This is a genomic window from Leeia speluncae (assembly GCF_020564625.1).
In the GTDB taxonomy this organism is placed as follows: domain Bacteria; phylum Pseudomonadota; class Gammaproteobacteria; order Burkholderiales; family Leeiaceae; genus Leeia; species Leeia speluncae.
This window is the reverse complement of record NZ_JAJBZT010000006.1, coordinates 1-25,806: the sequence shown is the minus strand read 5'-3', so window position 1 is coordinate 25,806 and position 25,806 is coordinate 1. Positions and strand designations below refer to the sequence as shown.

Annotated in this window: 20 protein-coding genes; 7 read left to right on the top strand and 13 right to left on the bottom strand. The window is 44.4% G+C overall.

The features are described 5' to 3' along the window. Positions 1-109: 109 nt before the first annotated feature. Positions 110-1,057: a diguanylate cyclase gene (locus tag LIN78_RS18355; protein ID WP_227180992.1), complete on the bottom strand. Its 948-nt coding sequence runs from the start codon at positions 1,055-1,057 to the stop codon at positions 110-112. Between the two features lie 178 nt (positions 1,058-1,235). After that, positions 1,236-1,979 carry a 23S rRNA (guanosine(2251)-2'-O)-methyltransferase RlmB gene (rlmB, locus tag LIN78_RS11530; protein ID WP_227180991.1) on the bottom strand — a complete coding sequence of 248 codons (744 nt, stop codon included), beginning with the start codon at positions 1,977-1,979 and terminating at the stop codon, positions 1,236-1,238. A 184-nt stretch (positions 1,980-2,163) separates the two neighbouring features. Between rlmB and LIN78_RS11525 the strand changes: the two genes are divergently transcribed. Further along, positions 2,164-3,003, top strand: coding sequence for an SPOR domain-containing protein (locus LIN78_RS11525; RefSeq protein WP_227180990.1), 840 nt, complete (start codon positions 2,164-2,166; stop codon positions 3,001-3,003). 1 nt (position 3,004) lies between these two features. Here LIN78_RS11525 and tilS read toward each other — a convergent pair whose 3' ends face one another. From tilS to fliW, 3 genes are all read right to left on the bottom strand, one after another. Next, positions 3,005-4,363, bottom strand: a complete 1,359-nt coding sequence (tilS, locus tag LIN78_RS11520; RefSeq protein ID WP_227180989.1) for a tRNA lysidine(34) synthetase TilS — start codon at positions 4,361-4,363, stop codon at positions 3,005-3,007. 11 nt (positions 4,364-4,374) lie between these two features. Continuing rightward, on the bottom strand, positions 4,375-5,340 hold the full coding sequence (locus LIN78_RS11515; RefSeq protein WP_227180988.1) for an acetyl-CoA carboxylase carboxyltransferase subunit alpha: 966 nt from the start codon (positions 5,338-5,340) through the stop codon (positions 4,375-4,377). 138 nt (positions 5,341-5,478) lie between these two features. Next, positions 5,479-5,898 (bottom strand): flagellar assembly protein FliW, encoded by a 420-nt coding sequence (fliW, locus tag LIN78_RS11510; protein WP_227180987.1) that lies wholly within the window; start codon positions 5,896-5,898, stop codon positions 5,479-5,481. Between the two features lie 139 nt (positions 5,899-6,037). Here fliW and earP point away from each other — a divergent pair, with 139 nt between their 5' ends. Together earP and efp are read left to right on the top strand one after the other, a co-directional pair. Beyond that, entirely contained in the window at positions 6,038-7,186 is a 1,149-nt protein-coding gene (gene earP, locus LIN78_RS11505; protein WP_227180986.1) for an elongation factor P maturation arginine rhamnosyltransferase EarP, read from the top strand. 58 nt (positions 7,187-7,244) lie between these two features. Then, entirely contained in the window at positions 7,245-7,805 is a 561-nt protein-coding gene (gene efp, locus LIN78_RS11500; RefSeq protein ID WP_227180985.1) for an elongation factor P, read from the top strand. A 74-nt stretch (positions 7,806-7,879) separates the two neighbouring features. Here efp and LIN78_RS11495 read toward each other — a convergent pair whose 3' ends face one another. The 3 genes from LIN78_RS11495 to aptA all read right to left on the bottom strand — a co-directional run bounded on the left by LIN78_RS11495 (position 7,880) and on the right by aptA (position 12,282). Beyond that, entirely contained in the window at positions 7,880-9,220 is a 1,341-nt protein-coding gene (locus LIN78_RS11495; RefSeq protein ID WP_227180984.1) for an esterase-like activity of phytase family protein, read from the bottom strand. A 141-nt stretch (positions 9,221-9,361) separates the two neighbouring features. Then, positions 9,362-10,855: a CoA-acylating methylmalonate-semialdehyde dehydrogenase gene (locus tag LIN78_RS11490; RefSeq protein ID WP_227180983.1), complete on the bottom strand. Its 1,494-nt coding sequence runs from the start codon at positions 10,853-10,855 to the stop codon at positions 9,362-9,364. 89 nt (positions 10,856-10,944) lie between these two features. Continuing rightward, complete coding sequence (aptA, locus tag LIN78_RS11485; protein WP_227180982.1) at positions 10,945-12,282, bottom strand: omega-aminotransferase AptA; 1,338 nt, start codon at positions 12,280-12,282, stop codon at positions 10,945-10,947. A gap of 141 nt (positions 12,283-12,423) precedes the next feature. Between aptA and LIN78_RS11480 the strand changes: the two genes are divergently transcribed. Together LIN78_RS11480 and LIN78_RS11475 are read left to right on the top strand one after the other, a co-directional pair. Next, positions 12,424-13,854 (top strand): aminotransferase-like domain-containing protein, encoded by a 1,431-nt coding sequence (locus tag LIN78_RS11480; protein ID WP_227180981.1) that lies wholly within the window; start codon positions 12,424-12,426, stop codon positions 13,852-13,854. A 122-nt stretch (positions 13,855-13,976) separates the two neighbouring features. Next, positions 13,977-14,588 carry a glutathione S-transferase gene (locus tag LIN78_RS11475; protein WP_227180980.1) on the top strand — a complete coding sequence of 204 codons (612 nt, stop codon included), beginning with the start codon at positions 13,977-13,979 and terminating at the stop codon, positions 14,586-14,588. Positions 14,589-14,755: 167 nt separating this feature from the next. Here the strand turns inward: LIN78_RS11475 and alaS are convergent, their stop codons facing one another. Then, the gene (gene alaS, locus LIN78_RS11470; protein ID WP_227180979.1) at positions 14,756-17,383 is read right to left on the bottom strand and encodes an alanine--tRNA ligase; all 2,628 of its coding nucleotides are present in this window, start codon (positions 17,381-17,383) and stop codon (positions 14,756-14,758) included. A gap of 321 nt (positions 17,384-17,704) precedes the next feature. Here alaS and LIN78_RS11465 point away from each other — a divergent pair, with 321 nt between their 5' ends. Beyond that, complete coding sequence (locus tag LIN78_RS11465; RefSeq protein ID WP_227180978.1) at positions 17,705-19,078, top strand: DEAD/DEAH box helicase; 1,374 nt, start codon at positions 17,705-17,707, stop codon at positions 19,076-19,078. 108 nt (positions 19,079-19,186) lie between these two features. Here LIN78_RS11465 and LIN78_RS11460 read toward each other — a convergent pair whose 3' ends face one another. The 3 genes from LIN78_RS11460 to LIN78_RS11450 form a co-directional block, all read right to left on the bottom strand. Next, on the bottom strand, positions 19,187-20,395 hold the full coding sequence (locus LIN78_RS11460) for a CaiB/BaiF CoA transferase family protein (RefSeq protein ID WP_227180977.1): 1,209 nt from the start codon (positions 20,393-20,395) through the stop codon (positions 19,187-19,189). A 29-nt stretch (positions 20,396-20,424) separates the two neighbouring features. Continuing rightward, the gene (locus LIN78_RS11455; RefSeq protein WP_227180976.1) at positions 20,425-21,606 is read right to left on the bottom strand and encodes an acyl-CoA dehydrogenase; all 1,182 of its coding nucleotides are present in this window, start codon (positions 21,604-21,606) and stop codon (positions 20,425-20,427) included. A 186-nt stretch (positions 21,607-21,792) separates the two neighbouring features. Next, positions 21,793-24,150 (bottom strand): putative bifunctional diguanylate cyclase/phosphodiesterase, encoded by a 2,358-nt coding sequence (locus LIN78_RS11450; RefSeq protein WP_227180975.1) that lies wholly within the window; start codon positions 24,148-24,150, stop codon positions 21,793-21,795. A 149-nt stretch (positions 24,151-24,299) separates the two neighbouring features. On the opposite strand from LIN78_RS11450, the gene LIN78_RS11445 reads away from it, so the two are divergent. Next, positions 24,300-25,100 (top strand): IclR family transcriptional regulator, encoded by an 801-nt coding sequence (locus LIN78_RS11445; RefSeq protein WP_227180974.1) that lies wholly within the window; start codon positions 24,300-24,302, stop codon positions 25,098-25,100. A gap of 12 nt (positions 25,101-25,112) precedes the next feature. Here the strand turns inward: LIN78_RS11445 and tadA are convergent, their stop codons facing one another. After that, positions 25,113-25,613, bottom strand: coding sequence for a tRNA adenosine(34) deaminase TadA (gene tadA, locus LIN78_RS11440; RefSeq protein ID WP_227180973.1), 501 nt, complete (start codon positions 25,611-25,613; stop codon positions 25,113-25,115). Positions 25,614-25,806: the final 193 nt, after the last annotated feature.

Genomic DNA, 25,806 nt, shown 5'->3' with positions numbered 1-25,806 from the left:
CTCCTTTTGGTTAAAGCCTGCCGTATGCGTATCGATCAGGCAAGGTTTTGGTAAACCGTGGATTATACACTAAGACACCAACTCTCTGCAACTCACAGAAAAATGGCAATTAATTTAATTGATTCACTAGTGGAGGCTCGGCACTCTCAGCGCATTCTGTGTACCACAAAATGCGGTTACGGCCAGCTTTTTTAGCGGAATACAGGGCGAAATCAGCTTGTCGGAGAATTCTAGATGGGCTCTCTTCAAGCGAAGGAAAAACAGTCACACCACCAATACTAACAGTCAGCACATCAGCAGCGGTCGATTTTTCATGCGGGACATTCAAATCCTGCACGAGTTGAATGGTTTGCCTGCAAATACCCATTGAATCTTGCTCAGACACACCGGGCATTAACATGACAAACTCTTCTCCACCATATCTGGCAACATAGCCAGATGAAAGTGGAACTGAAACACGCATGCAACGAGCTACTAACTTCAACACATCATCACCCTTGCCATGACCATAGCAATCATTGAATGCTTTGAAATGATCAACATCTAACATAGCCATAGACAATGGCGCCTCCCAAGAGGCACATCGATGAAATTCTTCTATTAAAATCTCATCAAATTTACGACGATTATGTACTTCGGTTAAACCATCTAAGCTAGCTAGTTTTTCCAGCAATGCACGCTGACGTTCTAAGCGAAGAATATTAGCAATTCGCGCTTTTACTACCGCCAGATGAAAAGGCTTGGTGATGTAATCGTATGCGCCTAATGATATTCCATAGGCTTCATCATCCGCAGAATCTTGACTGGTAATAAAAGCAACTGCCAAATGCCGAGTACGCTGCTGCTCGCGCAAACGACGTTGTACTTCATAGCCACTGATATCAGGCAATACAACGTCTAGCAAGATAAGATCAGGTAAATACTTTGCCGCCTTATGAACAGCTTGCTCGCCGTTCTTGGCCAGAATCAAACGATAATCGTTTTTCAATAGCTCAGTCAGAATAGATCGATCCATCCATTCATCGTCAACGATTAGAATTGTCTGTTGTTCAAACACTATGTGTACTTACCAGAAATAATTAAATTCGGTCATCGTTACAATTGCTTGATGCATTGATTGCAAGGCAATAAGGCATTGAGTTTGCCCCACTTCAATCTGCCATTTCAATACTCATTTTCAGCAATCGGTACAAAACACTAACAAATAGACTCAAATCAATCAAGAAACCTGCAAATTATCCAGCCAAAAATCGTTGGCGGCGAGTTTCAGAAAGCACCATCCCTGTGGCCACGGAAACATTAAAACTTTCCACTTGGCCAAACATTGGAATGCTAACCAATTCATCACATAATTCTCGGGTTAGGCGACGCATGCCTTGCCCTTCATTGCCAAGCACCCATGCCATTGGGCCAGTGTGCTTAAAACCAAATAGATCGGTATTCGCTTCTCCTGCCGTACCTGCAATCCAAATTCCTTGATCTTTAATTTCTCGCAACGTTCTAGCAAGGTTAGTGACGGTTAAATACGGTACCGTTTCTGCCGCACCGCACGCCACTTTCGCTGCGGTTGCATTTAACCCAACCGCCTTGTCTTTAGGCGCAATCACCGCGTGCACCCCCATACCATCGGCAGTGCGTAAGCATGCACCTAGGTTATGCGGGTCTTGAATACCATCTAGCACTAATAGCAACGGTGGTTCTTTCAGGTCTGCCAACACATCGTCTAAATGCTTAGCTAACGGTGCAAACTCCACTTTGGCGACAACGCCTTGGTGAATAACTTCACCCACTCGCTCGGCCAACTGAGAGGCAGAAACTCGTTTTACAGGCACATTACGCTCTGTCGCCAATTGCAGAACACCTTTCATCCGACCATCATCTCTACCATCTTGGCAATAGATTTCGAAAAAACGATGACGCGCTTGGCGAAGGGCTGCTTGCACAGCATGAATACCGTAAAGATAACGAACAGAAGACATGTAAATCCTGAAAATAAAGCGAATATTTAATGAATCATTGTATCAGGCAAAGAGAGAATTACCAGAATTTAGCAAAGAAAAACAACAACAGGATTACATCTGCATGTCTTTATCTTGCTAGGAGCGCTTGTACAAAGGAAAATAACAATACAAAACGAAATATACAAATCAGCCAGGGTAAAGAATGCAAGCGCCAGAACAGCAGCCAAATGACAATGAAATCAAACAGCAAGCGATTCGCCGTGTGCTGATTGCTATCGCGCTAATCATGGCAGCAATTGTTGTGCTAAACGCGTTGAGCAGACTAAAAGAAAGTCAGCAAAAAACACTTTCACCTGAAAAGGCAGATACAGTAGCTTCTGCTGCTGCAACAGTTACGCCACAAACTACACCAACAATTAAACCTGACGTCGTTGCATCCAAAGCGGAATATATTGAGCAACCAGCCTCTGAAGCCCCTGCATCCTCCAGCGTTTCATCCACACCCAAAGTAGAAGCCGTAAGTAGCCACCCTGCCCCACCGGTTGTTGTGAACAATGCAGGTAGAATTACGCCTAAAGCAAATGATAGTTTAGTCATTAGCAACAACGAACCAACGACCATCGACAACCTGCCAGGGACACCACTAGCGATCCCAGCAAAGCCAGCACCAGCACAAACTAAAACTACCACCATTACCAAACCAAGCCTGACGCAACCAACGCCAAGCGTGACACCAAGTTCCGCCAAACCGCAACCCATTACCCCTCCGGCAAAACCGATCGTACCAGCAGCAACCATGCCGATTAACAACAACCATCTTGCCGTTCAGTCTTATACCGTTCAAGCAGGTGTATTTGGGCAATATGAGAATGCGAATACCTTGTACCAAAAATTACGAGAACAAGGCATTCCTGTGAGATTAGAATCTAGAGTGGTGATTGGACCATTCAAAGACAAGACAGCAGCAGAGGCCGCCACGCGGGAACTGCAGTCATTAGGGATTAAACCGTTAGTCATCCCCAATGTAACCACTGGCAAATAGATTAATCGAACACCCAGGAAAATAGGATGCCCATTTCGTTAGGTGCCGCTTTCGCTGCATGGGCATAGCCTAATGTTGGCACCCATGCCAACTGATCAGCAAGGAGCAACAACGGGGCAACCTCTCTCTGCCAAGGGGGAATCCCCTTTTCTTGCCAACATTGCTTTAATGACTTTGTGGGTGTATTTGAAGAAAGCTTAATTTTCTCTCCGCCTTGGCGTCCTCTTAGGATAGCAACCTCACTGCGAAGCCAATCCAGTCGAACTCCGTCCCCGTCCACTTGCTGCCAATGAAGCGAGCCTTGCCAATGGGGAATCGGTACAACACCAGCGGTCGAATGCCAATCAACCGCTAAGGTAAACACCGAGAACTCGGTAAATCGAGCGGTTTCAAAAAATAATTCTTGGCGATAGACGCCTACAAAATGCACCGCATTAGGAAGTGGAATGCGAATTTCCGCATCGATGCGTGATGTTTGTAATTGCTTCCATAAGTTTTCTAGCCATACTGCAGAAGGTGGTTGATGTTGGTGCATCTTTACCAACCAATGTCGAAGCACATTTTTTGCGCGGTAATCCGCCAAACCTAGCAAAGCACCAAGGCGCAGTGAATTCGATTGCGTCTGGCAGGTTTGCAAATCAATTGCAGCCAAGTCTTCAGCAATTGACATCGATTCTCTTAGCAATTTTTGCGAGCGACAAATCGCAGCACGGTAGGAAGGATAACGCGCTTCAATCACCGGCAGTACGGTCTGTCGCCAAAAATTACGGTCAAAACGCACGTCTTGGTTACTTTCGTCCTCTACCCATTGCCAACCTTGCTGCACAGCTAGTGCATACAACTGTTGCCGAGGAATACTTAACCAAGGCCGAAGCCACCACTTGCCATCCGCCTGACGAACCGCAGGCATACCAACAAGCCCCGCCGGCCCACTCCCGCGTAGCAACATCATCATGCCAGTTTCTACCTGATCATCTTGATGCTGGGCCAGCAGAAAAACCTCGGTCTCATGAGTTGCCAATGCCTGATAGCGAGCATCTCTGGCACAAGCTTCTAAGCTCTCCCCGCCTTCTCTGGTCAGTGTTAACTTGGTTGAAGAAAACTCGACACCAAGAGATTCACAAAGTGATTGGCAGAATGACAACCAGTCATCTGCATATCTACTAAGCCCATGATGCACATGATGAGCGGATAGCAGTACTTGATATTGCTGACACCAGTTATGTGCGCAATGCAGCAGGGCAACAGAATCCAAACCACCAGACAGGGCAACGGTAAGTTTGGCGGGCTTAAAAGACAAACTGGCCAGCACCGAATCGATGCTGGCCAGTAAGTTGGCATGTATATCAGAAGAAACCATGTTGACTCAGATTAGGCTGCTTCTACGTTAAATTTGCCATAGCTCATCAGACGCTCGTAACGATTGTCCAACAACTCATCAATTGGCTTATCTTGCAAATTCTTCAACGCGTCTTGCAGTGTCTTTTTCATGGTTTGCATCATCAAACGATGATCACGATGCGCACCACCTACTGGCTCATTCACGACTTTGTCAATTAAACCAAGGGTTTTCAAGCGACTTGCCGTAATGCCTAATGCTTCCGCTGCATCTGATGCACGCTCTGCAGTCTTCCAAAGGATAGAAGCACATCCTTCAGGAGAAATAACAGAATACGTTGAGTATTGCAGCATCATGGTTACATCGCCAACGGCAATCGCCAAAGCGCCACCGGAGCCACCTTCACCAATCACTGTACAAATGACAGGCACTTTTAGTGTTGTCATTTCATACAAATTGCGACCGATCGCCTCTGATTGGCCACGTTCTTCCGCGCCAATACCAGGATAGGCACCCGGTGTATCGATGAATGTAAATACCGGCAAACCAAAACGTTCTGCCATTTTCATTAAGCGTAAGGCTTTGCGGTAACCTTCTGGTTTAGGCATACCAAAGTTGCGCATGATCTTTTCTTTAGTATCACGGCCTTTTTGGTGCCCAATAACAACCACTGGTTGACCATTAAATCGGGCTAACCCACCGACAATTGCTCTGTCATCCGCAAACGTACGATCGCCATGTAGTTCATGGAAATCGGTAAAAATACCATCGATATAATCAAGGGTATAAGGACGCTGAGGGTGACGAGCAACTTGAGAAATTTGCCAAGGACTTAGCTTGGCATAAATATTCTTGGTTAATTCAAGGCTCTTTTTTTGCAGGCGATCAATCTCTTCAGAGATATCTACCGCAGAGTCGTCTTGCACGAAACGAAGCTCTTCAACTTTTGCTTCAAGTTCGGCAATTGGCTGTTCAAATTCTAAAAAGGTGGTCTTCATCCGCTATGGAATCCACTACTGGAAATGGGCGATATAATACTACCAAGCGAGCGAAACGCCAAACACATGACAATGGCTTAAGATTTTTTTCCTAAGCCATTTATCAAAATGTAGCTAAACCCAGCGCCAATGCTAGATTTATACGTTTCTAAATACTAATTCGCAAGTTGTTGCTTGTTTTTGTAACCCGGTTTGTTTATCCAAGTTTAGCAAGATCGGAAATTTTGCTTTTGGCACGATGACACTTGCATCTTCAGAACGGCCTAACAACATTAACACGACAACATGATCGCCTTCTGTATAAGACAGCAAATTAGTTTCTTCGTCTGTCAGTGTCAGTTCATAACGAACATCAAAGATTGCAGGATCGACAACACTAAATGTGACATCAGGACGATCAAGCGATTGCAACCAGCGTACCAATGGATTTGCTTTTTGCTCATCATGTAGCAATTTAAAACGCGTACAATCTTCAAATCCTGGCAGTCCGACAGGGAATGTCAGTGTTGTTGCAGGATCAATATCTACTGGACCAAACCATTCTGTCATAATCTGCATGTTGAGGTTTTCCTGTAATCATAGGTAATCAAGTCATTAGCATAAGTGGCTTAAATAAAAAAAACCAGCGGCGTTCGCTGTCTTTTGTTTTTTTTATATACATTCTTGATTTAAAGCAGTGTTAAGAGATACGTATTCGATGAAGCCATTCAGATGGGACATATTTTGCAAAGTAGTCGATAACTTTGGCGATATCGGCGTTTGCTGGCGATTTGCCAAACAATTAGCAACAGAAACAAATGAGACAATACGTCTATGGGTCGACGATTTACCTACCATGCAAAAATTGGTAAATACCGTTCAATTAGACCTACCCTCTCAACTAATCGAGGGGATTGAAGTCCAACAATGGGATGATGCCAATATCGATGCATGCACAGTCTTCTCCGACATCGTGATTGAAGCCTTCGCATGCGATATTCCACTCTCTTATATTTCAAAAACGTATCAGGCAAATCCTCATTTTTGCTGGATTAACCTCGAGTATTTATCCGCAGAATCTTGGGTCGAAGATTGCCATGGCATGACATCGATTCATCCACAACTTGGCATAACCAAGTACTTCATCTTCCCTGGGTTCACTGACAAAACAGCAGGATTATTTCGAGAACACGATTTAATTAGTAAAAGAGATCAATATTTATCCTCAATCAATCGTGCAAATGAGATTGAACGAGCTAAAAAGCCTATCTATATCAGTTTATTTGCGTATGAGAATCCATCTCTTCCCGTATTGCTAGATACGTTAATGAATTATTCTCAGCCGATTCATTTATATGTAACCGATAGCAAAATCTTGCCTGATGTTAAAAGCTGGCTTCATTCGCACATCAATCCACCTTCAATCATCGAAACTTCTCGTCATTTTAAAATGGACAAGTTAGTAATCGAATGCCTGCCTTTCATGAGCCAAGATGAATATGATGAACTGTTGTGGCGATGTGATTTAAATTTCATCAGGGGAGAAGATTCATTTCTTCGCGCACAATGGGCTGGTAAGCCATTTATTTGGCACATCTACCAACAAGAAGAAAATGCACATTTAGATAAACTATCTGCTTTTTTAGATCGCTACCTAAATGCTTGGCCAACACAACTGGCGGCCAATTTTCGCGCCCTGTCATATCAGTGGAACACAGATCTGAAAGAATCAGATTTGCTCACAAATTTACTAAATAGCCTGCCAGAACATGAAGACTTAGCCATATCTTGGCAAAAAACGCTGGAAAAACAACAACCAATTGCCAAACAGCTGGCACAATTCTGCAAAAGCAGGTTAGAATTATGAGTTTGGCGGACACTCTGTATCGCCCAATTTGACACAGTTAAAACAGGATAGTTTGACAATGAAAACCGCTCAGGAACTCCGCTCTGGCAACGTATTTATGCTAGGTAACGACCCAATGGTTGTTCAAAAAGCTGAATACAACAAATCTGGCCGTAACGCTGCTGTGGTCAAGATGAAAATGAAAAACTTGCTGACCGGCTCTGCTTCTGAAGCCGTTTACAAGGCTGACGAAAAATTTGACGTTGTGATCTTAGATAAGAAAGAGTGTACCTACTCTTACTTTGCTGATCCAATGTACGTGTTCATGGATACAGAATTCAATCAGTACGAAATCGAAGCTGATAACATGGGCGACGTGCTTCAGTACCTACAAGATGGTATGGAAGACGTATGTGAAGTTACTTTCTACAACGGTAAAGCAATTTCTGTTGAACTACCAACAACGATTGTTCGTGAAGTGTCTTACACAGAACCAGCAGTTCGTGGCGATACCTCTGGTAAAGTAATGAAACCAGCTAAATTGACTAACGGTGCAGAAATTCAAGTTGCTGCATTCGTTGAAATTGGCGACATGATTGAAATCGATACACGTACACACGAATTCAAGCGTCGCGCTTAATTCTTACGTTTGTTGATTGGGTTTCACCCAATAAAAAAGCCCGCTAATGCGGGCTTTTTTGCGTCTACATCAAATTACTTCCAGTCTTTCAGTGACTTTCTCAACGTAATTAGCCACAACTCGGTTTTGTCATCATTTTGCTCAATAGAAAGCGATGCACCTTGATGAACATTTCCCGACTTATCTTGCAGCTTGCCGTCAGAAACTACTAACTCATCTAGCTTCTTATCTGTCCCTTTTAACTGACTACCAACTGCAAAATCATTATCATTAATGACCGCTAACGTCGTGCCATCCACCAGTGCAAGGCCTTCTGATTTTTCAGGCTTCCAACCTAGCTTTCTTAAATCCAAGATGGTTTTCTTGGTTGCAAATTGCACCCCCATTTGCTGAACATCTGCAGCATTAGCAAACTCTAGTAATTTGCCATTTGGTAGTGTCTTACCTTGAATATCGGTAGCATTCGATAAATCAACCAGCACAATATCGTTGTGCATTTGCTTATCTTTATCTTTGCCTTGTTCGATCAATGCAAACTTTGTTTCAGAGATCGCAACAATATCCCCAATCTTCATATCTCCGGCTTTCTTAAAGAAGGCAGAAACAGGGTAAGCATATTGTTTTACACTGTCAGTAGCTGGGTCTAGTACAACGATACGAGTAAACAACGCATCACTCTTCGTCTTACCTTCTACATCCAATGTACTTTGAATGGTTGCAACCACCTTGCCAGATGGTGTCACGGCAACCCCTTCAAAACCACGGTTGGGCTGGCGAAATGCTAGTTCAGCAGGCAATCCAACGCCGGGGCCATACTTTTTTAGGACCTCACCAGTTTTGCCATCAATTTTGGCAATAAATGGACCATACTCGTCCACAATCCACAAATTACCTTGGGCATCGAAATCAATCCCTTCGGGATCTAGACCATTCACATCATAAGACAATGTATTTAGGAGGCGATCTAAACCAACCTCACCCGTAGACCCCACAGAGCCAGATGGTACTGGCAATCCAGAAATCTGCTTGCCAGATTGTTTAATAGGCATGGTTTGAATGACTGCCGCTTTTTCAGCTAACGAAACACGAATTTGCGCAATAGTTGGCGTAAAGTCTGGCGCCACAAATAATTTGCTTGCAGTCGCTTTCCCCCTCACCAACACATCTGGCGTATCCACATTTGGACCACGGTCTGTTAACGACCAAAACTCTAATGCCGAAGTCCCTTTTTCATATCCTTTGAAGCGCAATCCAGAGCCAACTGCCATTGGCATGCCTTGAGGAAGCTTTGGGGTATGCACTTCATATCGTTCAATTGCAGACACATCTGGCAGTGTTGATGGTAAAAAACTAAACTCTTCAGCCATTGCCGGTAAAGAAACTAAGCCGATTAAGGCTGAAATTGTGCGCTTCATATCTTCCTCAAGTCATTCATCACGAAAGTAGATAAACTTATCAGGGGTAGATGACAGAAAAATGACTAAGTTTCTTATCCGTAAAAAATAAAAAAACCGATCAGTCACCTGATCGGTTTTTTATTACGTTAAACCAGACAATTACTTCATTGTAGGCATAACAAATTCAGCACCAGCACGAATACCTGTTGGCCAGCGAGTGGTCACGGCTTTCATTTTGGTGTAGAAACGAACGCCTTCAGGGCCGTGCATATGATGATCACCAAATAGAGATGCCTTCCAGCCACCAAAGCTATGGAATGCCATTGGTACTGGAATAGGCACGTTAATACCAACCATACCTACTTGCACACGGTGAGCGAAGTTACGCGCTGCATCACCATCACGGGTAAAGATGGAAGTACCGTTACCGAATTCGTGGTCATTGATCAGTTTTAGCGCCGCTTCGAAGTCTGGCACACGAACAATGCACAATACTGGGCCAAAGATTTCTTCTTTGTAGATGGTCATTTCTGGGGTTACGTTGTCGAATAATGTACCACCCAAGAAGAAGCCATTTTCATAGCCAGGCACTTTCAGACCACGGCCATCAACAACTAATGTTGCACCCTCTTCAACACCTTTAGCCACATAACCAGCTACTTTTTCTTGGTGCTGTTTGGTCACCAATGGACCCATTTCAGCATGAGGATCAGTACCCACGTTGATTTTCAATGTGCGAGCACGCTCTGCCATTTTTTCAACTAGTTGATCAGCTACATCGCCAACCGCTAGCGCAACAGAAATCGCCATACAACGCTCACCAGCTGAACCGTAAGCTGCGCCAGTCAATGCATCCACTGCTTGATCTAGGTCTGCATCAGGCATCACGATCATGTGGTTTTTCGCGCCACCTAGTGCCTGAACACGTTTGCCGTGATGCGCACCAGTTTCGTAGATGTATTTAGCAATTGGAGTAGAACCAACAAAGCTAATTGCTTGCACGTCTGGGTGGGTCAATAGACCATCAACCGCTAGTTTGTCACCATGCAATACGTTAAATACGCCATCTGGCAAGCCAGCTTCTTTTAGTAGATCTGCAATCAACAAGGCAGCAGAAGGATCGCGCTCAGATGGTTTTAGAATGAAGGTGTTACCGGTTGCAATCGCCACCGGGAACATCCACATTGGCACCATGGCAGGGAAGTTAAATGGGGTAATACCAGCAACCACACCTAAGGATTGGCGAGTGGTGTAAGCATCGATACCACCACCTACTTGCTCGGTGTATTCACCTTTCAACAATTGAGGAATGCCACAAGCAAATTCCACTACTTCAAGACCACGGGTCACTTCACCCATTGCATCAGATACCACTTTACCGTGTTCGCTGCTGATCAATTCAGCCAGTTTCTGCATGTTTTGCTCAAGCAAATCTTTGAACTTGAACATCACGCGTGAACGACGTAGTGGGCTAGTTGCAGACCAAGCTGGGAACGCAGCTTTTGCCGCAGCAACAGCGGTATTTACATCGGCTTCATCTGCCAAACGTACTTTTGCAACTACTTCGCCTAGCGCTGGGTTGAACACATCACTTGTGCGGGTACCTGTACCAGCAACACGTTGACCGTTGATATAGTGAAGAACTTCTGACATTACTTTCCCCTCAATCATGGTTTTAATAAGAGACGGTGATCGATTGAAATTCACCGCCCCAATTTACTCACTAGCAAAGCACCAAACATTTACTCAATGGTTTTTAGTACATCTGCTAATACGTTAAAGATCTGGTCGATCTGCTCTTTATTGATGATCAGTGGAGGCGACAAGGCAATGATGTCACCAGTGGTACGGATCAATACACCTTTGTCCCAAGCCTTGAGATACACCTCAAATGCACGCTTACCTACTTTACCTGGCGCAGACTCTAGTTCAATACCAGCAACAAGACCGATATTGCGAAGGTCTTTCACATGCGGCAGACCTTTTAGTGAATGCACACCGGCTTCCCAGTGACTTTCCAATGCAGCAGCACGCTCAAATAGCTTCTCTTCTTGGTAAAGATCCAGTGTTGCAACTGCAGCAGCAGCAGCAACAGGATGTGCCGAGTAGGTATAGCCATGTGGCAATTCGATCGCATTTTCTGCGCTCGCTGCCATGTACGCATCGTGAATTTCTTGTTTCACGATGACTGCACCCATTGGAATAACACCGTTACTTAGGCCTTTTGCACAAGTAATAATGTCAGGAACAACATCAAACTTGTCTGCACCCCAAGCGGTACCCAAACGACCAAAACCGGTAATCACTTCATCAAAAATCAACAAAATGCCGTGTTTGGTACAAATCTCGCGCAAGCGCTTTAGGTAACCTTTTGGAGGCAAGATCACACCAGTAGAACCTGCAACTGGCTCAACAATAATGGCAGCAATGGTCGAAGGATCGTGCAAGGTGGTGATGCGCGCTTCAACAGCATTAGCCATTTCTTCGCCACCCAATGCTGGCTCGCCTTTAGAAAAAGCGTTACGAGCCAAATCATGAGTGTGAGACAAATGATCAACACCTGCCAATGCATTGCCAAACAACTTACGGTTGCCAGCAATACCACCAACAGAAATGCCACCAAAGTTCACACCGTGGTAACCACGTTCACGACCAATCAATTTAGTACGAAGATGATCGCCTTTCATGCGGTGATAACCTAGCGCGATTTTGAGCGCGGTATCCGCAGATTCTGAACCAGAGTTGGTAAAAAACACACGATTCAAACCGGCTGGCGCCATTTTCGCCAAACGGTCGGCTGCGATAAACGCTTGAGGGTGTCCCATTTGAAATGGTGGTGCATAATCTAAGGTAGCAATCTGACGCTGAACCGCTTCCGTAATAGTTGGGCGATTGTGACCAGCGTTTACACACCATAGACCAGCAGTACCATCTAGAATCTGGCGGCCATCAATATCGGTAAAATGCATGTCCTGTGCAGAAACCAACATACGTGGTGCTGCTTTGAACTGGCGATTTGCCGTAAATGGCATCCAGTATGCATCCATTGGCAATGGGCTACCGTTCCATTCAAGTGTCATCGTTATCTCCTTGAGCTCTTCATTACAAGGTTGGTGAGGGGTGTGCTAACTGTATTGGCTTTACCAATACAGTCACATATACAGTTTAAAAATTGTGTACACTAGCTGTATTGGAATTTTTCCCTTTACGGTTATGTTGCAATGAACAAAAGCTTATTACCTCTTTTAGATCTCAACCCTGAAAGTAACGAGTCCCTCGTTTCTCAAATCGTGAATGGATTGAGCAACCGAATTAGCAATCGGCAACTACGCCCTGGCAGCAAAGCCCCGTCCATCAGGCAATTTGCCCAAGCGCATGGGATATCTACCTTTACCGTTGTAGAAGCGTATGATCGATTAGTAGCCAAAGGCTTTTTGCAACCAAGGCGAGGTGCAGGTTTTTTTGTGGCCGATTCAGCACCGAAAACAGACCCTGTTAAACCGAGGTTAAATGAAAGTAACGTAGACAGTTATTGGTTACTTAGAAATGTGTATGAAAATGCCGAATCAGGCATTCATGCTGGTTGCGGCTGGCTACCAACCACCTGGCTAGATGAAGAAGCCTTACAAAAAGGGCTACGGCAGGCGGCAAGATCAACCGACCGCATTGTGAAATATGGCCACCCTAAAGGGTATGCACCACTAAGAGAAACCATCTCACGTCACTTACAAGAACTAGAAATTGAAGTAGGTACCGAACAAGTCCTATTAACACTTGGGGCGAGTCAAGCGCTTGATTTAGTCACCAGACGCCTCACCGTCACCGGCGATACAGTACTCGTAGATGATCCGGGTTATAGTAACTTGATGTCCGCACTTAGATTGCGTGGCTTAAAACTCATTGGCGTCCCAATGACCCCGAGCGGACCTGATATTCAGGCCTTAACGAATATCCTCGCAACCCATCGCCCGAAGTTGTATTTTACCAATACACAACTGCAAAACCCGACTGGGGCAAGTTATAGCCCTGCCACGGCTTATCGCGTCCTACAGTTGGCGGCACAGTATGACTTCAAAATAGTGGAAGATAATGTATCGAGTGACCTAGTTCCCGGCAGGCAGCAGACACTCGCCAGCATGGATCAATTAAAGCAAGTGGTCTATATCGGTAGTTTTTCAAAATCGATTGCGCCGGGATTGCGCGTAGGGTTTATCGCGGCGGAAAAAGGCTTATTAGAAGAATTGGTTTACCATAAGCTCGTTTCCGGCATGGCCACCCCAGAGCTCAACGAAACGCTCGTGCACGGCATCCTAACGGAAGGCCATCACCGCAAACACCTAGAACAATTGAAAGAAAAACTGGGGCGCGCACAAGAGAAAACCGCTCGGCGACTAGAAGAAGCTGGTTTTGAACTCTTTCATGAACCAGGTGCGGGGATGTTTTTATGGGCGAAATGTAAAAAAACAGCAATTGACCCACTCATTCTTTCACAATTAGCCGTATCAAAAGATATTTTGTTAGCCCCTGGCTATTTATTTAGGCCAGATCAATCCAATACACCTTGGCTTCGCTTTAATGTTGCATATTGTGATAATGATCGCTTATTCCAGTTTTTTAACGAAGTTTTTGCGAGAGATTTCATCATTACGTAATTCTGTGCGCAAATGATTCACCTTAAATGCTGCAGTGCAAATAAGCAAAGAAATGCCCTTCAGCGGGGTCAATCTTAGTTTATAATGTAAAACGAAACGTTATTCTCACTTATGGAAACTCCATGAAACTGATTATTTCACTGACCAGCCCGTACGCCCGCAAGGCAAGGATCGTGGCACAGGAAAAGCAGCTCACAGTGGAAAATGTGATCGACATTCCTTGGAATGCAGATACCAACGTGCCTAATCTAAACCCATTAGGCAAAATCCCTGTTTTGATTTTGGATGATGGTGATACGCTATTCGATTCCAGAGTAATTGTGGAATACATGGATCGCCTCTCCCCTGTTGGCAAATTGCTACCACAAGATACCCGACCTCAAACTCGCGTAAAACGTTGGGAGGCATTAGCCGATGGTATTTGCGATGCAGCAGTGACGATTTTTCTAGAGAAAACCAAACGCGCCGCAGATAAGCAAGACCCGGATTGGATTGCTCGCCAAGAAGAGAAAATTCACCGAGCCTTGCAAGTCATGTCAGAACAATTGGCAGATAAGACTTGGTGTGTCGGCGAAGGCTTTACCCTTGCAGATATCGCGACAGGCTGCGCTTTAGGCTACTTAGATTTACGATTTACAGAACTCAACTGGAAAGAGTCATACCCAAATCTGGCCAGACATTTCCAAAAGTTATCAGAACGCCAAAGCTTTATTGATACGCTACCACCTGCTTAATTCAGTATTGAATCTGCATTGAAATAGTCACAAAAAAAAGCTCATGCTGACCGCGTGAGCTTTTTTTACGTCTTTTTCTCAACCTATCAAACACTATTTAAGTTGCAACACTCATAAAAAAGCCCCGATGCATATCGGGGCCTTTTTACGTAACAACTTTCTAGCGCTTACTTAGCTGCTAACCAGTCTTGTACACTCGCTAAAGCAGCAGCAAGGTTCTCTGGTTGAGTCCCACCCGCTTGCGCCATATCTGGACGGCCACCGCCTTTACCACCAACTTGCTGAGCAACGTGATTTACCACTTCGCCCGCTTTCACTTTGCCAGTTAAGTCTGCTGTCACACCTGCAATCAGCGATACTTTGCCATCAGCATGCGTTCCCAATACCACGACACCACTGCCCAACTTATCTTTTAGTGTATCCATGGTTTGACGCAATGTAGAAACATCGGCACCCGCTAATTCAGCCACCAACAACTTCACGCCATTCACTTCAACGGCCTTTTCAATTAATTCGCCACTCTGGCTACTTGCCAATTTAGCTTTTAATTGTGCAATTTCTTTTTCAAGGCTACGTAAGTTGTCCTGGGTCTGCGTAATACGGCTAGTTAACTCTGCAACCGGCGCTTTTAACAAGCCCGCAGCTTCTTTGATCAGCATATCTTGCTGCTGCACCCATGCAACAGCCGCTTCACCGGTCACCGCTTCGATACGGCGTACACCGGCTGCCACACCGCCTTCAGATACGACTTTAAAGAAGCCAATATCACCGGTACGGTGCACGTGCGTACCACCACACAATTCAGTTGAGAAATCCCCCATTTGTAGCACACGGACTACATCACCGTATTTCTCACCAAATAGCGCCATTGCACCAGTTTTTAATGCATCGTCAAAAGACATCAAGCTAGCAGTTACGTCGTAGTTAGCCATAACGACATGGTTAACAATGCTCTCGATTTTTGCAATTTCTGCCGCGGTAACAGGTTGACCATGCGCAAAGTCAAAACGAGTGCGTTCGTGGTTAACAAGCGATCCTTTTTGCGACACATGCGTACCCAATACCTCACGCAGTGCTTCGTGAAGCAAGTGGGTTGCCGAGTGGTTACGGGCAGTTGCTTGGCGACGGTGCAAATCAATCGTTGCTTGCACACTATCACCCACGCTTAATTGGCCGCGGCTTAGCACACCGTGGTGGCCAAACACACTCGCCTGAATCTTTTGTGTGTCTTTCACATCAAACAAAGCGTCAACACCACCAGTTGCAGAGATTTCACCGGTATCGCCAACTTGACCACCGCCTTCCGCATAGAAAGCAGTATTGTCTAGGACCACAATACCAGCATCACCAGCAACTAACTGATCAACGGCTTGGCCATCTTTGTAGAGGGCAAGCACTTTTGCATCAACGCTCGCTTCCACATAACCTTCAAAAGCAGTCGCTGCGCCAGCGTATTCCACATTGGCCGATGTTTTGAAGCTAGATGCTGCGCGCGCTCTTTCACGCTGAGCTTCCATTTCACGCTCAAAACCATCTAGATCTACTTCAACACCACGTTCGCGGCCAATATCTGCTGTCATATCAACAGGGAAACCGAACGTATCGTAAAGTTTGAAGATCACTTCGCCGCTTAGCTTTGTACTGTTAGCAGACAGCGCATCTTCTAGCACTTGCATGCCATTTTCTAATGTCTTAGCAAACTGCTCTTCTTCTGCTTTCAGCGCAGCCACTACACGTGATTCTGCCTCTTTCAGCTCAGGATAAGCTTCACCCATTTCTTTCACTAAATCAGGCACTAGCTTATGAAAGAACGATTGTTTCTGTCCCAACTTATAACCATGGCGAACTGCACGACGGATAATACGGCGCAGTACATAGCCACGGCCTTCATTACTCGGCATCACGCCATCAGTAATCAAGAAAGAACATGCACGAATATGGTCTGCAATCACTTTCAGAGATGGTTGATCTTGGGTGTATTCAAGCCCGGTTTCACGCGCAGCTGCTTTTAGCAGGTTCACAAAAAGATCGATTTCGAAGTTCGAATGTACATGCTGTAACACAGCAGACAAACGCTCCAAGCCCATACCGGTATCAACAGATGGCTTCGGTAACGGATGCAATACACCGCTTTCATCGCGGTTAAACTGCATAAACACGTTATTCCAAATTTCGATAAAACGATCGCCATCTTCTTCGGGGCTTCCTGGAGGGCCACCAGCCACATCCGGGCCATGGTCGTAGAAAATTTCCGTACAAGGACCACATGGACCAGTATCACCCATCGTCCAGAAGTTATCTGATGCGTATGGTGCGCCTTTGTTGTCACCAATACGGATGATACGATCGGCAGGAACGCCCACTTCTTTATTCCAGATATCGAATGCTTCGTCATCTGATGCGTAGACGGTGACAAGTAAACGCTCTTTTGGCAATTTAAGCCATGCGTCACCCGTCAAGAACTCCCACGCGAAACTAATTGCATCACGTTTGAAGTAATCACCAAATGAGAAGTTACCCAACATTTCGAAAAATGTATGGTGACGAGCGGTATAACCCACATTTTCTAAGTCATTATGCTTACCACCCGCGCGCAAGCAACGCTGAGAGGTCACGGCACGTGTATAACTACGCTTTTCAAAACCTAAGAAACAGTCTTTAAACTGAACCATACCAGCAACGGTAAACATTAGCGTCGGGTCGTTGCCTGGTACTAGTGGACTAGAAGAAACCACTTGGTGGCCCTTGCTAGCAAAAAATTCCAAAAACTTCTTACGTATATCAGCACTTTTCATGGGATCTATCTTTAGCCGGCTACAGCGCCGCAAGAGGTCAATAATCCCTAGATTTTCTTATGAAACAGGGTGTTCTGCCAACATGAAAATGAAAGTTTTATAAAGAAACTTGGTAGATAAGCGTTTTTCGCCCAACACTTAGTGGTCCATCTGATAAAATATAGGAATTAAATGCGCCTGTTTGCCTCAGTCTCAAACAGGACTTGAAGTCCCGGTCTACGCACCCTCTACAAGTAAACATTTCGACTAACCCATCTGGTAACCCAAGACTGAACAAGACGAACATGTCATTGTGGCGCTTACCGAAGGACTTCAATCCCCATGAAATTTACCGACTTAGGATTATCCGAGCCTATTCTTGAGGCCATTACCGCATCAGGTTACGACACCCCTACCCCCATTCAAGCACAAGCGATTCCTTGTATTTTAGAAGGAAAAGATTTACTTGCTGCAGCACAAACAGGGACGGGGAAAACGGCTGGTTTTACACTCCCGATTCTTCATCGCCTGACCGACAAAAGTAAAAAAGGGCCTTCAGAAGGACGCCCACCAGTAAGAGCACTCGTGTTGACCCCTACCCGCGAATTGGCAGCGCAAGTCGATGAAAGCGTAAAAACCTACGGTCAATTTTTAAAACTGACCTCTTTTGCTATGTTCGGTGGAGTCAGCATCAATCCGCAAATTAAAGCGTTAAAAAGCCGAGTAGATATTCTTGTTGCCACGCCTGGGCGGCTTTTAGACCATGTCAGACAAGGTACATTGGACCTGTCGAAAGTAGAAATTCTGGTGCTAGATGAAGCAGACCGCATGTTAGATATGGGGTTTATTCGTGACATCCGTAAGATATTAGAATTACTACCTACATCGCGCCAAAATCTACTTTTCTCTGCCACGTTCTCAGATGATATTAAAAATCTAGCAAGTAGCTTCCTCAGTAACCCTGAAACCATTGAAGTTGCAAGAAGAAATACAGCAGCCGAAACCGTGCAACAAGAAGCGGTTTTAGTGAATAAAGAAGATAAACGTCATTTGCTAACCCATCTGATTAAATCGAAAAACTGGTTTCAAGTGCTCGTCTTTACCAGAACTAAACATGGCGCCAATGCGCTAACTGAACGCTTGTTAAAAGCAGAAATTCCTACATTAGCGATTCATGGCAATAAAAGCCAAGGCGCACGTACCAGAGCACTATCTGAATTTAAAAGTGGTAAGTTGCAAGTATTAGTGGCAACCGATATTGCTGCTCGTGGTTTAGATATCGACCAACTACCACACGTAGTAAACTACGAACTGCCGTCTGTAGCAGAAGATTATGTTCATCGTATTGGCCGCACAGGTAGAGCAGGCGCAGAAGGAAGTGCAATTTCGCTAGTAGCACCAGATGAGAGAAAAGCACTTCAAGCCATCGAAAAAATGATGGGCAAGCAAATTCCATTAGCGCAATACGACTTTCCAAAACCAGAAGCGTCTGAGCGCCCAAGTAGAGCGCCCAAGCCAGCTTTAAACAAGCCTCGGACCAATCATCAAAAATCGACCACGCCAGCAGAAAAAATAACAAGAGAAGTGAGTGCACCATCTGACGCACCAAAAACAACTACCAAACCATTTATTCCAAAACGTAGTTTGGCAGCGGGAAACAACACGCACGGGACAACACCTTCCCGTGATAAGTCACCGAGAAGAAAACCTCGCTAAATAAGCTAAGTAAAAAAAAGGGCCGACGATAAATCGATCGGCCCACCACGACTGCAGAGGAAAATGATTCAAAACCCATTCAACACACGGTTTTGAAATTGAATGTCTTCAAATAACACCTTTACCAGCTAATTCAGCTAGTTGCTCTTCCGTTAAGCCAGCTATATCACTCAACACTTCTTGTGTATGCTGCCCAAGCGTAGGTGGTGCAACGTTATATTCGATTGGTGTTTCACTTAATCGAATTGGATTAGCCACCAATGGCACATTTCCAGCGCTTGGGTGCGGAACATTCACCTTAATCTGACGATATTGCACATGAGGGTCTTCAAACGCCTGCGGAATACTATTAATCGGGCCACAAGGTATCGTCTCAACCTCTAACATCTGCAACCATTCATCGCGATTACGTAATTTCATTGCTTCCGCAATCATCGGCACCAAAATCTGCCGGTTTTTCACCCGGTTTTTATTAGCAGCAAATCGCTCGTCATTTGCCCACTCAGCATGCCCACACAACGCGGCAAAACGTGCAAATTGCGTATCATTGCCTACAGCCACAATAATGTGCCCATCCGCCACTTCAAAAACTTGGTAGGGAACAATATTAGCGTGTGCATTTCCTAACCGTGGTGGCTTCATTCCACCGACTAAATGGTTACTCGCTACATTCGCCAACATGGCCAGTTGGCAATCTAGTAACGCAATATCAATATGCTGGCCAACGCCAGTTACTTGTCGGTGATTTAACGCGGCCAAGATGGCAGTTGTGGCATACATACCGGTAAACAAGTCCGTTACAGCCACCCCAACCTTCTGAGGCTCTCCATCTGGGTCACCAGTAATACTCATTAAGCCGCCAAGACCTTGAATCATAAAGTCATAGCCAGCACGTTCCGCATAAGGACCAGATTGACCAAAGCCAGTAATAGAGCAATACACAATATCAGGCTTAATGGCTTTGATACTGTCGTAATCCAACTGATACTTTTTTAGGCCACCGACTTTAAAATTTTCGAGCACAACGTCACATTGCTTTACTAATTCGTGTAACAACGCTTGGCCTTCTGGTCTTGTAAAATCTATCGTGACCGATTGCTTACCACGATTAGCACACAAGTAATATGCGGCCTCTTTTGTATCGTTTCCGTTAGTGTCTTTTAAAAAGGGAGGGCCCCAACCACGGGTATCATCCCCATTTAATGTTCGCTCGACTTTAATCACATGGGCACCTAAGTCCGCTAAGTTTTGACTGCACCAAGGCCCAGCCAATACTCTGGAAAGATCCAGTACACGTAAATGAGATAAAGCACCCATGTTTTTCTCTTTTTTATTTGTTGCAGAAATTAAGCGCCAAATGCCGCAATACCCGTCTGTGCACGACCAAGAATCAACGCATGCACATCGTGAGTACCCTCATAGGTATTCACCGCCTCAAGATTCATCACGTGGCGGATAATATGATATTCATCTGCAATACCATTTCCACCATGCATATCACGTGCAACACGGGCGATATCTAGCGATTTCCCGCAGTTATTACGTTTAATGAGGGAAATCATTTCTGGTGCCCACTGATCCGCATCTAAAAGGCGAGCAACCTGCAACGCAGCCTGCAAACCTAGCGTAATTTCTGTTTGCATATTGGCTAGCTTCAATTGAATCAGCTGATTCGCCGCTAATGGACGACCAAATTGTTTACGGTCTAGGGTATATTGACGTGCGGCATGCCAGCAGAACTCTGCAGCCCCCATCACTCCCCACGCAATGCCAAAACGGGCTTTATTCAAACAACCAAATGGACCTTTTAAACCTTTTACATTCGGTAATAAGTTCTCAGCAGGGACGAACACCTCATCCATCACAATCTCACCAGTAATGGAGGCACGAAGCGAAAACTTACCTTCAATTTTCGGCGCAGATAGACCTTTCATCCCTTTTTCTAAGATAAAACCACGAATTTCGCCGGCATCATCTTTTGCCCAAACGATGAAAATGTCTGCAACGGGTGAATTGGTAATCCACATTTTGCTACCTGAAAGTGAATAACCACCTGCTACACTTTTCGCGCGCGTAATCATTCCACCAGGGTCAGAGCCATAGTTTGGTTCTGTTAATCCAAAACAGCCAATAATCTCGCCGGTTGCCAATCTTGGTAAATACTTTTGCTTTTGCTCTTCTGAACCATAAGCATAAATTGGGTACATAACTAAAGAAGACTGCACACTCATCGCAGAACGGTAACCAGAATCAACACGCTCTACTTCTCTAGCAATCAAGCCGTACGAAACATGCCCTAAACCTGCGCCACCATATTCCTCAGGAATCGTTGCGCCAAGAAAACCCAATTCGCCCATTTCTTTCATGATGCTCACATCAAAAGTTTCATGGCGGTTTGCTTCAAGAATCCTAGGCATTAATTGCTCTTGGCAATAGCTATTTGCCGCATCTTGAACCATGCGTTCTTCTTCACTTAACTGTGAAGACAACATGAGTGGATCATTCCATTGAAAGTTAAATTTGCTCATTCTGATCTCCTTAGCGAGAATTCATCAATTCCGCTTTGCGGAACTTTATTTCACAATGCAAAAATAATACGCCAGTCTCCAAAAAAAAGCAAAGCTGCTAGCGCAAACATCAGAATCATTTGACGCAAATAAAAAAGCCCTGCAGTTTTTTCAACCACAGGGCTTTCTCATACAAACAGACAAAAGTTAACGAACCATAAACTCTCGATCAACAGCCGTCCAACTTTCAAAATCAGAAAACTTCATCGGCTTAGCCACCCAGTAGCCTTGCACACTATCTGCATTCAGTTGCCGAATCATGTCTAACTGCGCACGAGTCTCCACCCCCTCGCATATCACTTTTAAAGACAACGCATGCGCCATACGCACAATCGCCTCAACAATTGCATCTCCCTCGAACCCTAAACGATTAATGAAGGATCTATCTACCTTAATGGAGGTAAATGGAAGTGTATGCAATCTAGCCAAGGAAGAATAACCAGTACCAAAATCATCCAAGTGGAAATTAATACCTAAACCGGCACAATAATTCATTGGTCCAAGCAAACTATTCTCATTACTTTCTAGTAAAGATTCAGTAATTTCAAGATTTAGCCAGCCACCAGAGAAATCATTTTGCCGCAATACCAACTCAAGCTCTTCAACAAACCCATCTTCAAGCAACTCTTGAATCGAGACATTAACAGACATACGGCTACCCGGATGGGCGAGAATATAAGACCGACAGCGCTGGCAGGCTTTATTCAATAATTCCAAAGTAAGCTGTCGCATCATATGCGCATTTTCAGCAACGGGTATAAACGTTCCAGGCATTACCAAACCAAGACGAGGATGATTCCACCTTGCCAATATCTCAAATTCTTTCAATGAGAGGTCATTTGCGTTCACAATGGGTTGAATAACAAAGTCAATTTCATCGTTGGTTAACGCCGTAGCAAGCTCAGCCTCTAAACGAGAATTTTCCTCCAAAAATTCCAGCATCCAATCCGCAAAAATAGTCACACGATTTCGACCATATTGCTTAGCACGGTACATCGCAATATCGGCTTTTTTCATCAAAATAGAATTATAGGTATTATCGATCTGACGATTCTCAACAAATACCACACCAATACTAGCCGTCATGTTAAAGCACAGACGATCTGACATTAATCCGCTTTGCAGATTTAAAAGAATATTATTAGCAAGTAGTTGAGCCTCTTCTACGCGAGAAATTTCAGGTAAGAGAATGGCAAATTCATCTCCTCCAAGACGCGCTATACAAGCGGATTCATGCGTAATGCCACGCAACCGCTGTCCTAGTACCTGAAGAATATCGTCGCCAACCGAATGGCCATGAATGTCATTAATATTTTTAAAATGGTCAAGGTCAATCAAAATTAAAGCAAAACACTTACCACTTGCACGCGCACTAATTTTTGCTTCTTCGATTTTTACCGCTAATAAAGCGCGGTTAGCCAATTGAGTTAATGGATCATGCGTTGCTTCATGCACAAGGCGATCACGATGGCTTTCTGCGCGCCCCATCAAGACATTCATATGTTCTGCCAGCGTGTCTAGCTCATCTATATTTTTATGCTTTAGACGAATGCCACTAGATGACTCCGTATACCCTTTCAATGTCGCAACATAGGCAAGAATTCTAGACACAATGATTTTTGAAACGCCTTTAACAAGCGCAAAGGTAGCAACTAGCCAAATCACAAAAAGGTTAAGAATTAAAAGCCATAAAATTTCAATGCGTTGACTGGTAGAAGCACGCTCTTCATTTATCGCAACGGTAAACCCGTACCTTGTAGGAGTGGTATTGGTGAAAGCAGAAAGGATATGATCCCCTTCAAATGTAATTGCATTTTTTACATTTTGTTCAGGCATCACATTAAAAGAAAAATTACTTAACTCGAATAAAGAAGAGTAACGTTCCTTATCCAAGACGCGAATCATTAATGCATATCCACGCTGCGGGCCTGACTCATCATTGTGCAAGATAGGCGCAATACCAACCATTAAGGCCTGTTCGCCAGCGAGGATAAATTGCCCTGCTTTTTGACCACTTGTAATCTGAGCCTGAACTCGTGGCCAATCAATGCTTCGCAATACTTGATCTATTTGAGGAAAACGTTTGTAGCTAATAGAAAATGCACCATCAGCATCTCCAGACAGCCGAGAACCAAATGCAGCCACACGGACAGAGCGGTCCATATGCACCAACCAAAAACCATCAATATCTAAATTTCTCAACACTTCCTTCGAAACATTAGTCCGCTCAAACTCAGTATTGGGCGTTAACATAAAGTTCCATGTTTCATCCCAATTAGAATAATCCCCAGCGGCACGCGCAAGACCTTTAATTCGATCTTCGACAAGTGAATTAGCTATTTTTAGTTTTGAAGAAACTTGAGCACGCTCTAAAGACTGAAAGCGCACATCCAACGCCTTCCAAGAAAGGTAGGTATCAATAGAAATAATCAAGAATAGAACCAAGCTAATCCAAAGTAGGACTTGCAAGCTTAAATGGCTTTTTATTTTTCTAAACAATGCCATGCTCCTCACACCATAACGCACTATATTTACTTCATTTTAGCTGATTTGAACAAATATACACTGTGAACATTTCTAAACTCGAACAGTTAGATAGTCTGGAGAACATTAACAGAAATTGTTAATATCTCAATTCTATTTAGGAAGCCAAAATGACAATAAGTGACGAAAATAATAATTTAGAGATTGATCACAACAAAGATCGACTATTCGTCACAGCCTTAGCAAGAGGGCTATCAATCCTCGAATCATTTAAGCCAGGAGATACATGGCTTGGCAACCAAGAGCTAGCGATACGAACCGGTCTACCTAAATCGACCATATCAAGACTAACTTACACGCTTTTGCAACTAGGTTATTTAATCCAAGACAAAGAAAATGGCAGATATCGCCCTGGCATTGCGGTGTTGGGCTTAGGCTATGCAGCACTTGCCACACAAGACATCCGTTCATTCGCGCTTCCATTAATGAAAACCCTGTCTGAAGAAACGGGATTATCAGTCACATTAGCAGCAAGATCAGGCAATCAAATGATCTACATTGAAGCCTGCCGCTCCGCGGCCAGACTAAGCATCAAGCACGATATAGGGTCGACCGTTCCACTGGCAACAACCGCCATCGGACGCGCATGGATTGCCGGCCTATCTGAAAGTGAACAACAACAAACGATTGAATCGCTAGGTCTTTATTATGGTGAAAAATGGCCTGCTATTCATGAAGGACTAAATAAAGCCCTAGCCTACTACGCAGAGAATGGTTTTACTATTTCATTAGGGGAGTATGAAAGCGAAATTTTTGCAATTGGTTGCCCAATTCGTGCGGGGTTATCAGGACAACCTCATCTCTCATTAAATTGCAGTGGGCCCGCTTATAAATTGTCCAAAGAAATTCTAGAAATAGAAATCGCCCCAAAGCTACTCAAACTCGTAGCAGATTTAGGCGGAAAACCTTAGTTGTAAATAGTGCTACTCTACACCCTTAGCCAATTGCTTCTGCGCTCTACGTTCAGCAAAAAACTGCTTTAGTAAACTAACGGCTTCATCTGCAAGCAATCCAGAGCGAACTTTAGCATGATGGTTTAATTGTGAATTTTCAAAGACATTCAAAACGCTATCACAAGCTCCAGTTTTGAAATCTGGAGCACCATAAATTACCTGACCAATCCTTGCATGCATGATGGCACCACTACACATTAAGCAAGGTTCTAAAGTTACATACAATTGGCAGTCCACTAGCCGGTAATTTCCTATTTTCCGTGCAGCTTGTCGAATGGCCATCATTTCAGCATGAGCAGAAGGATCATGCCGCATAATTGGCTGATTGTAACCCCTGCCAATTATCTCATTTTGAAACACAACAACCGCCCCTACCGGCACCTCCCCTAGCTTATATGCTTGCACGGCACACTTAAGTGCTTCACGCATAAATATATTATCCTGCTCACTCCAAGCGACAGAGGTTTCCATAGAGACATTCACAAACAATAAAGAAAAGAGAGACTACAGAATATGATTTTATCAAAAAGAAACAAATGAAAGGGATTCACTACAATAGAAATAAAAAAAGAAGAATGGAGTTGGGAGGCAGATTTTATATTTGATACTGTGGCACAAGTATCCGAGTAGCGGTTTAGAAACCACAAAGTAAAAAGCCAAACGA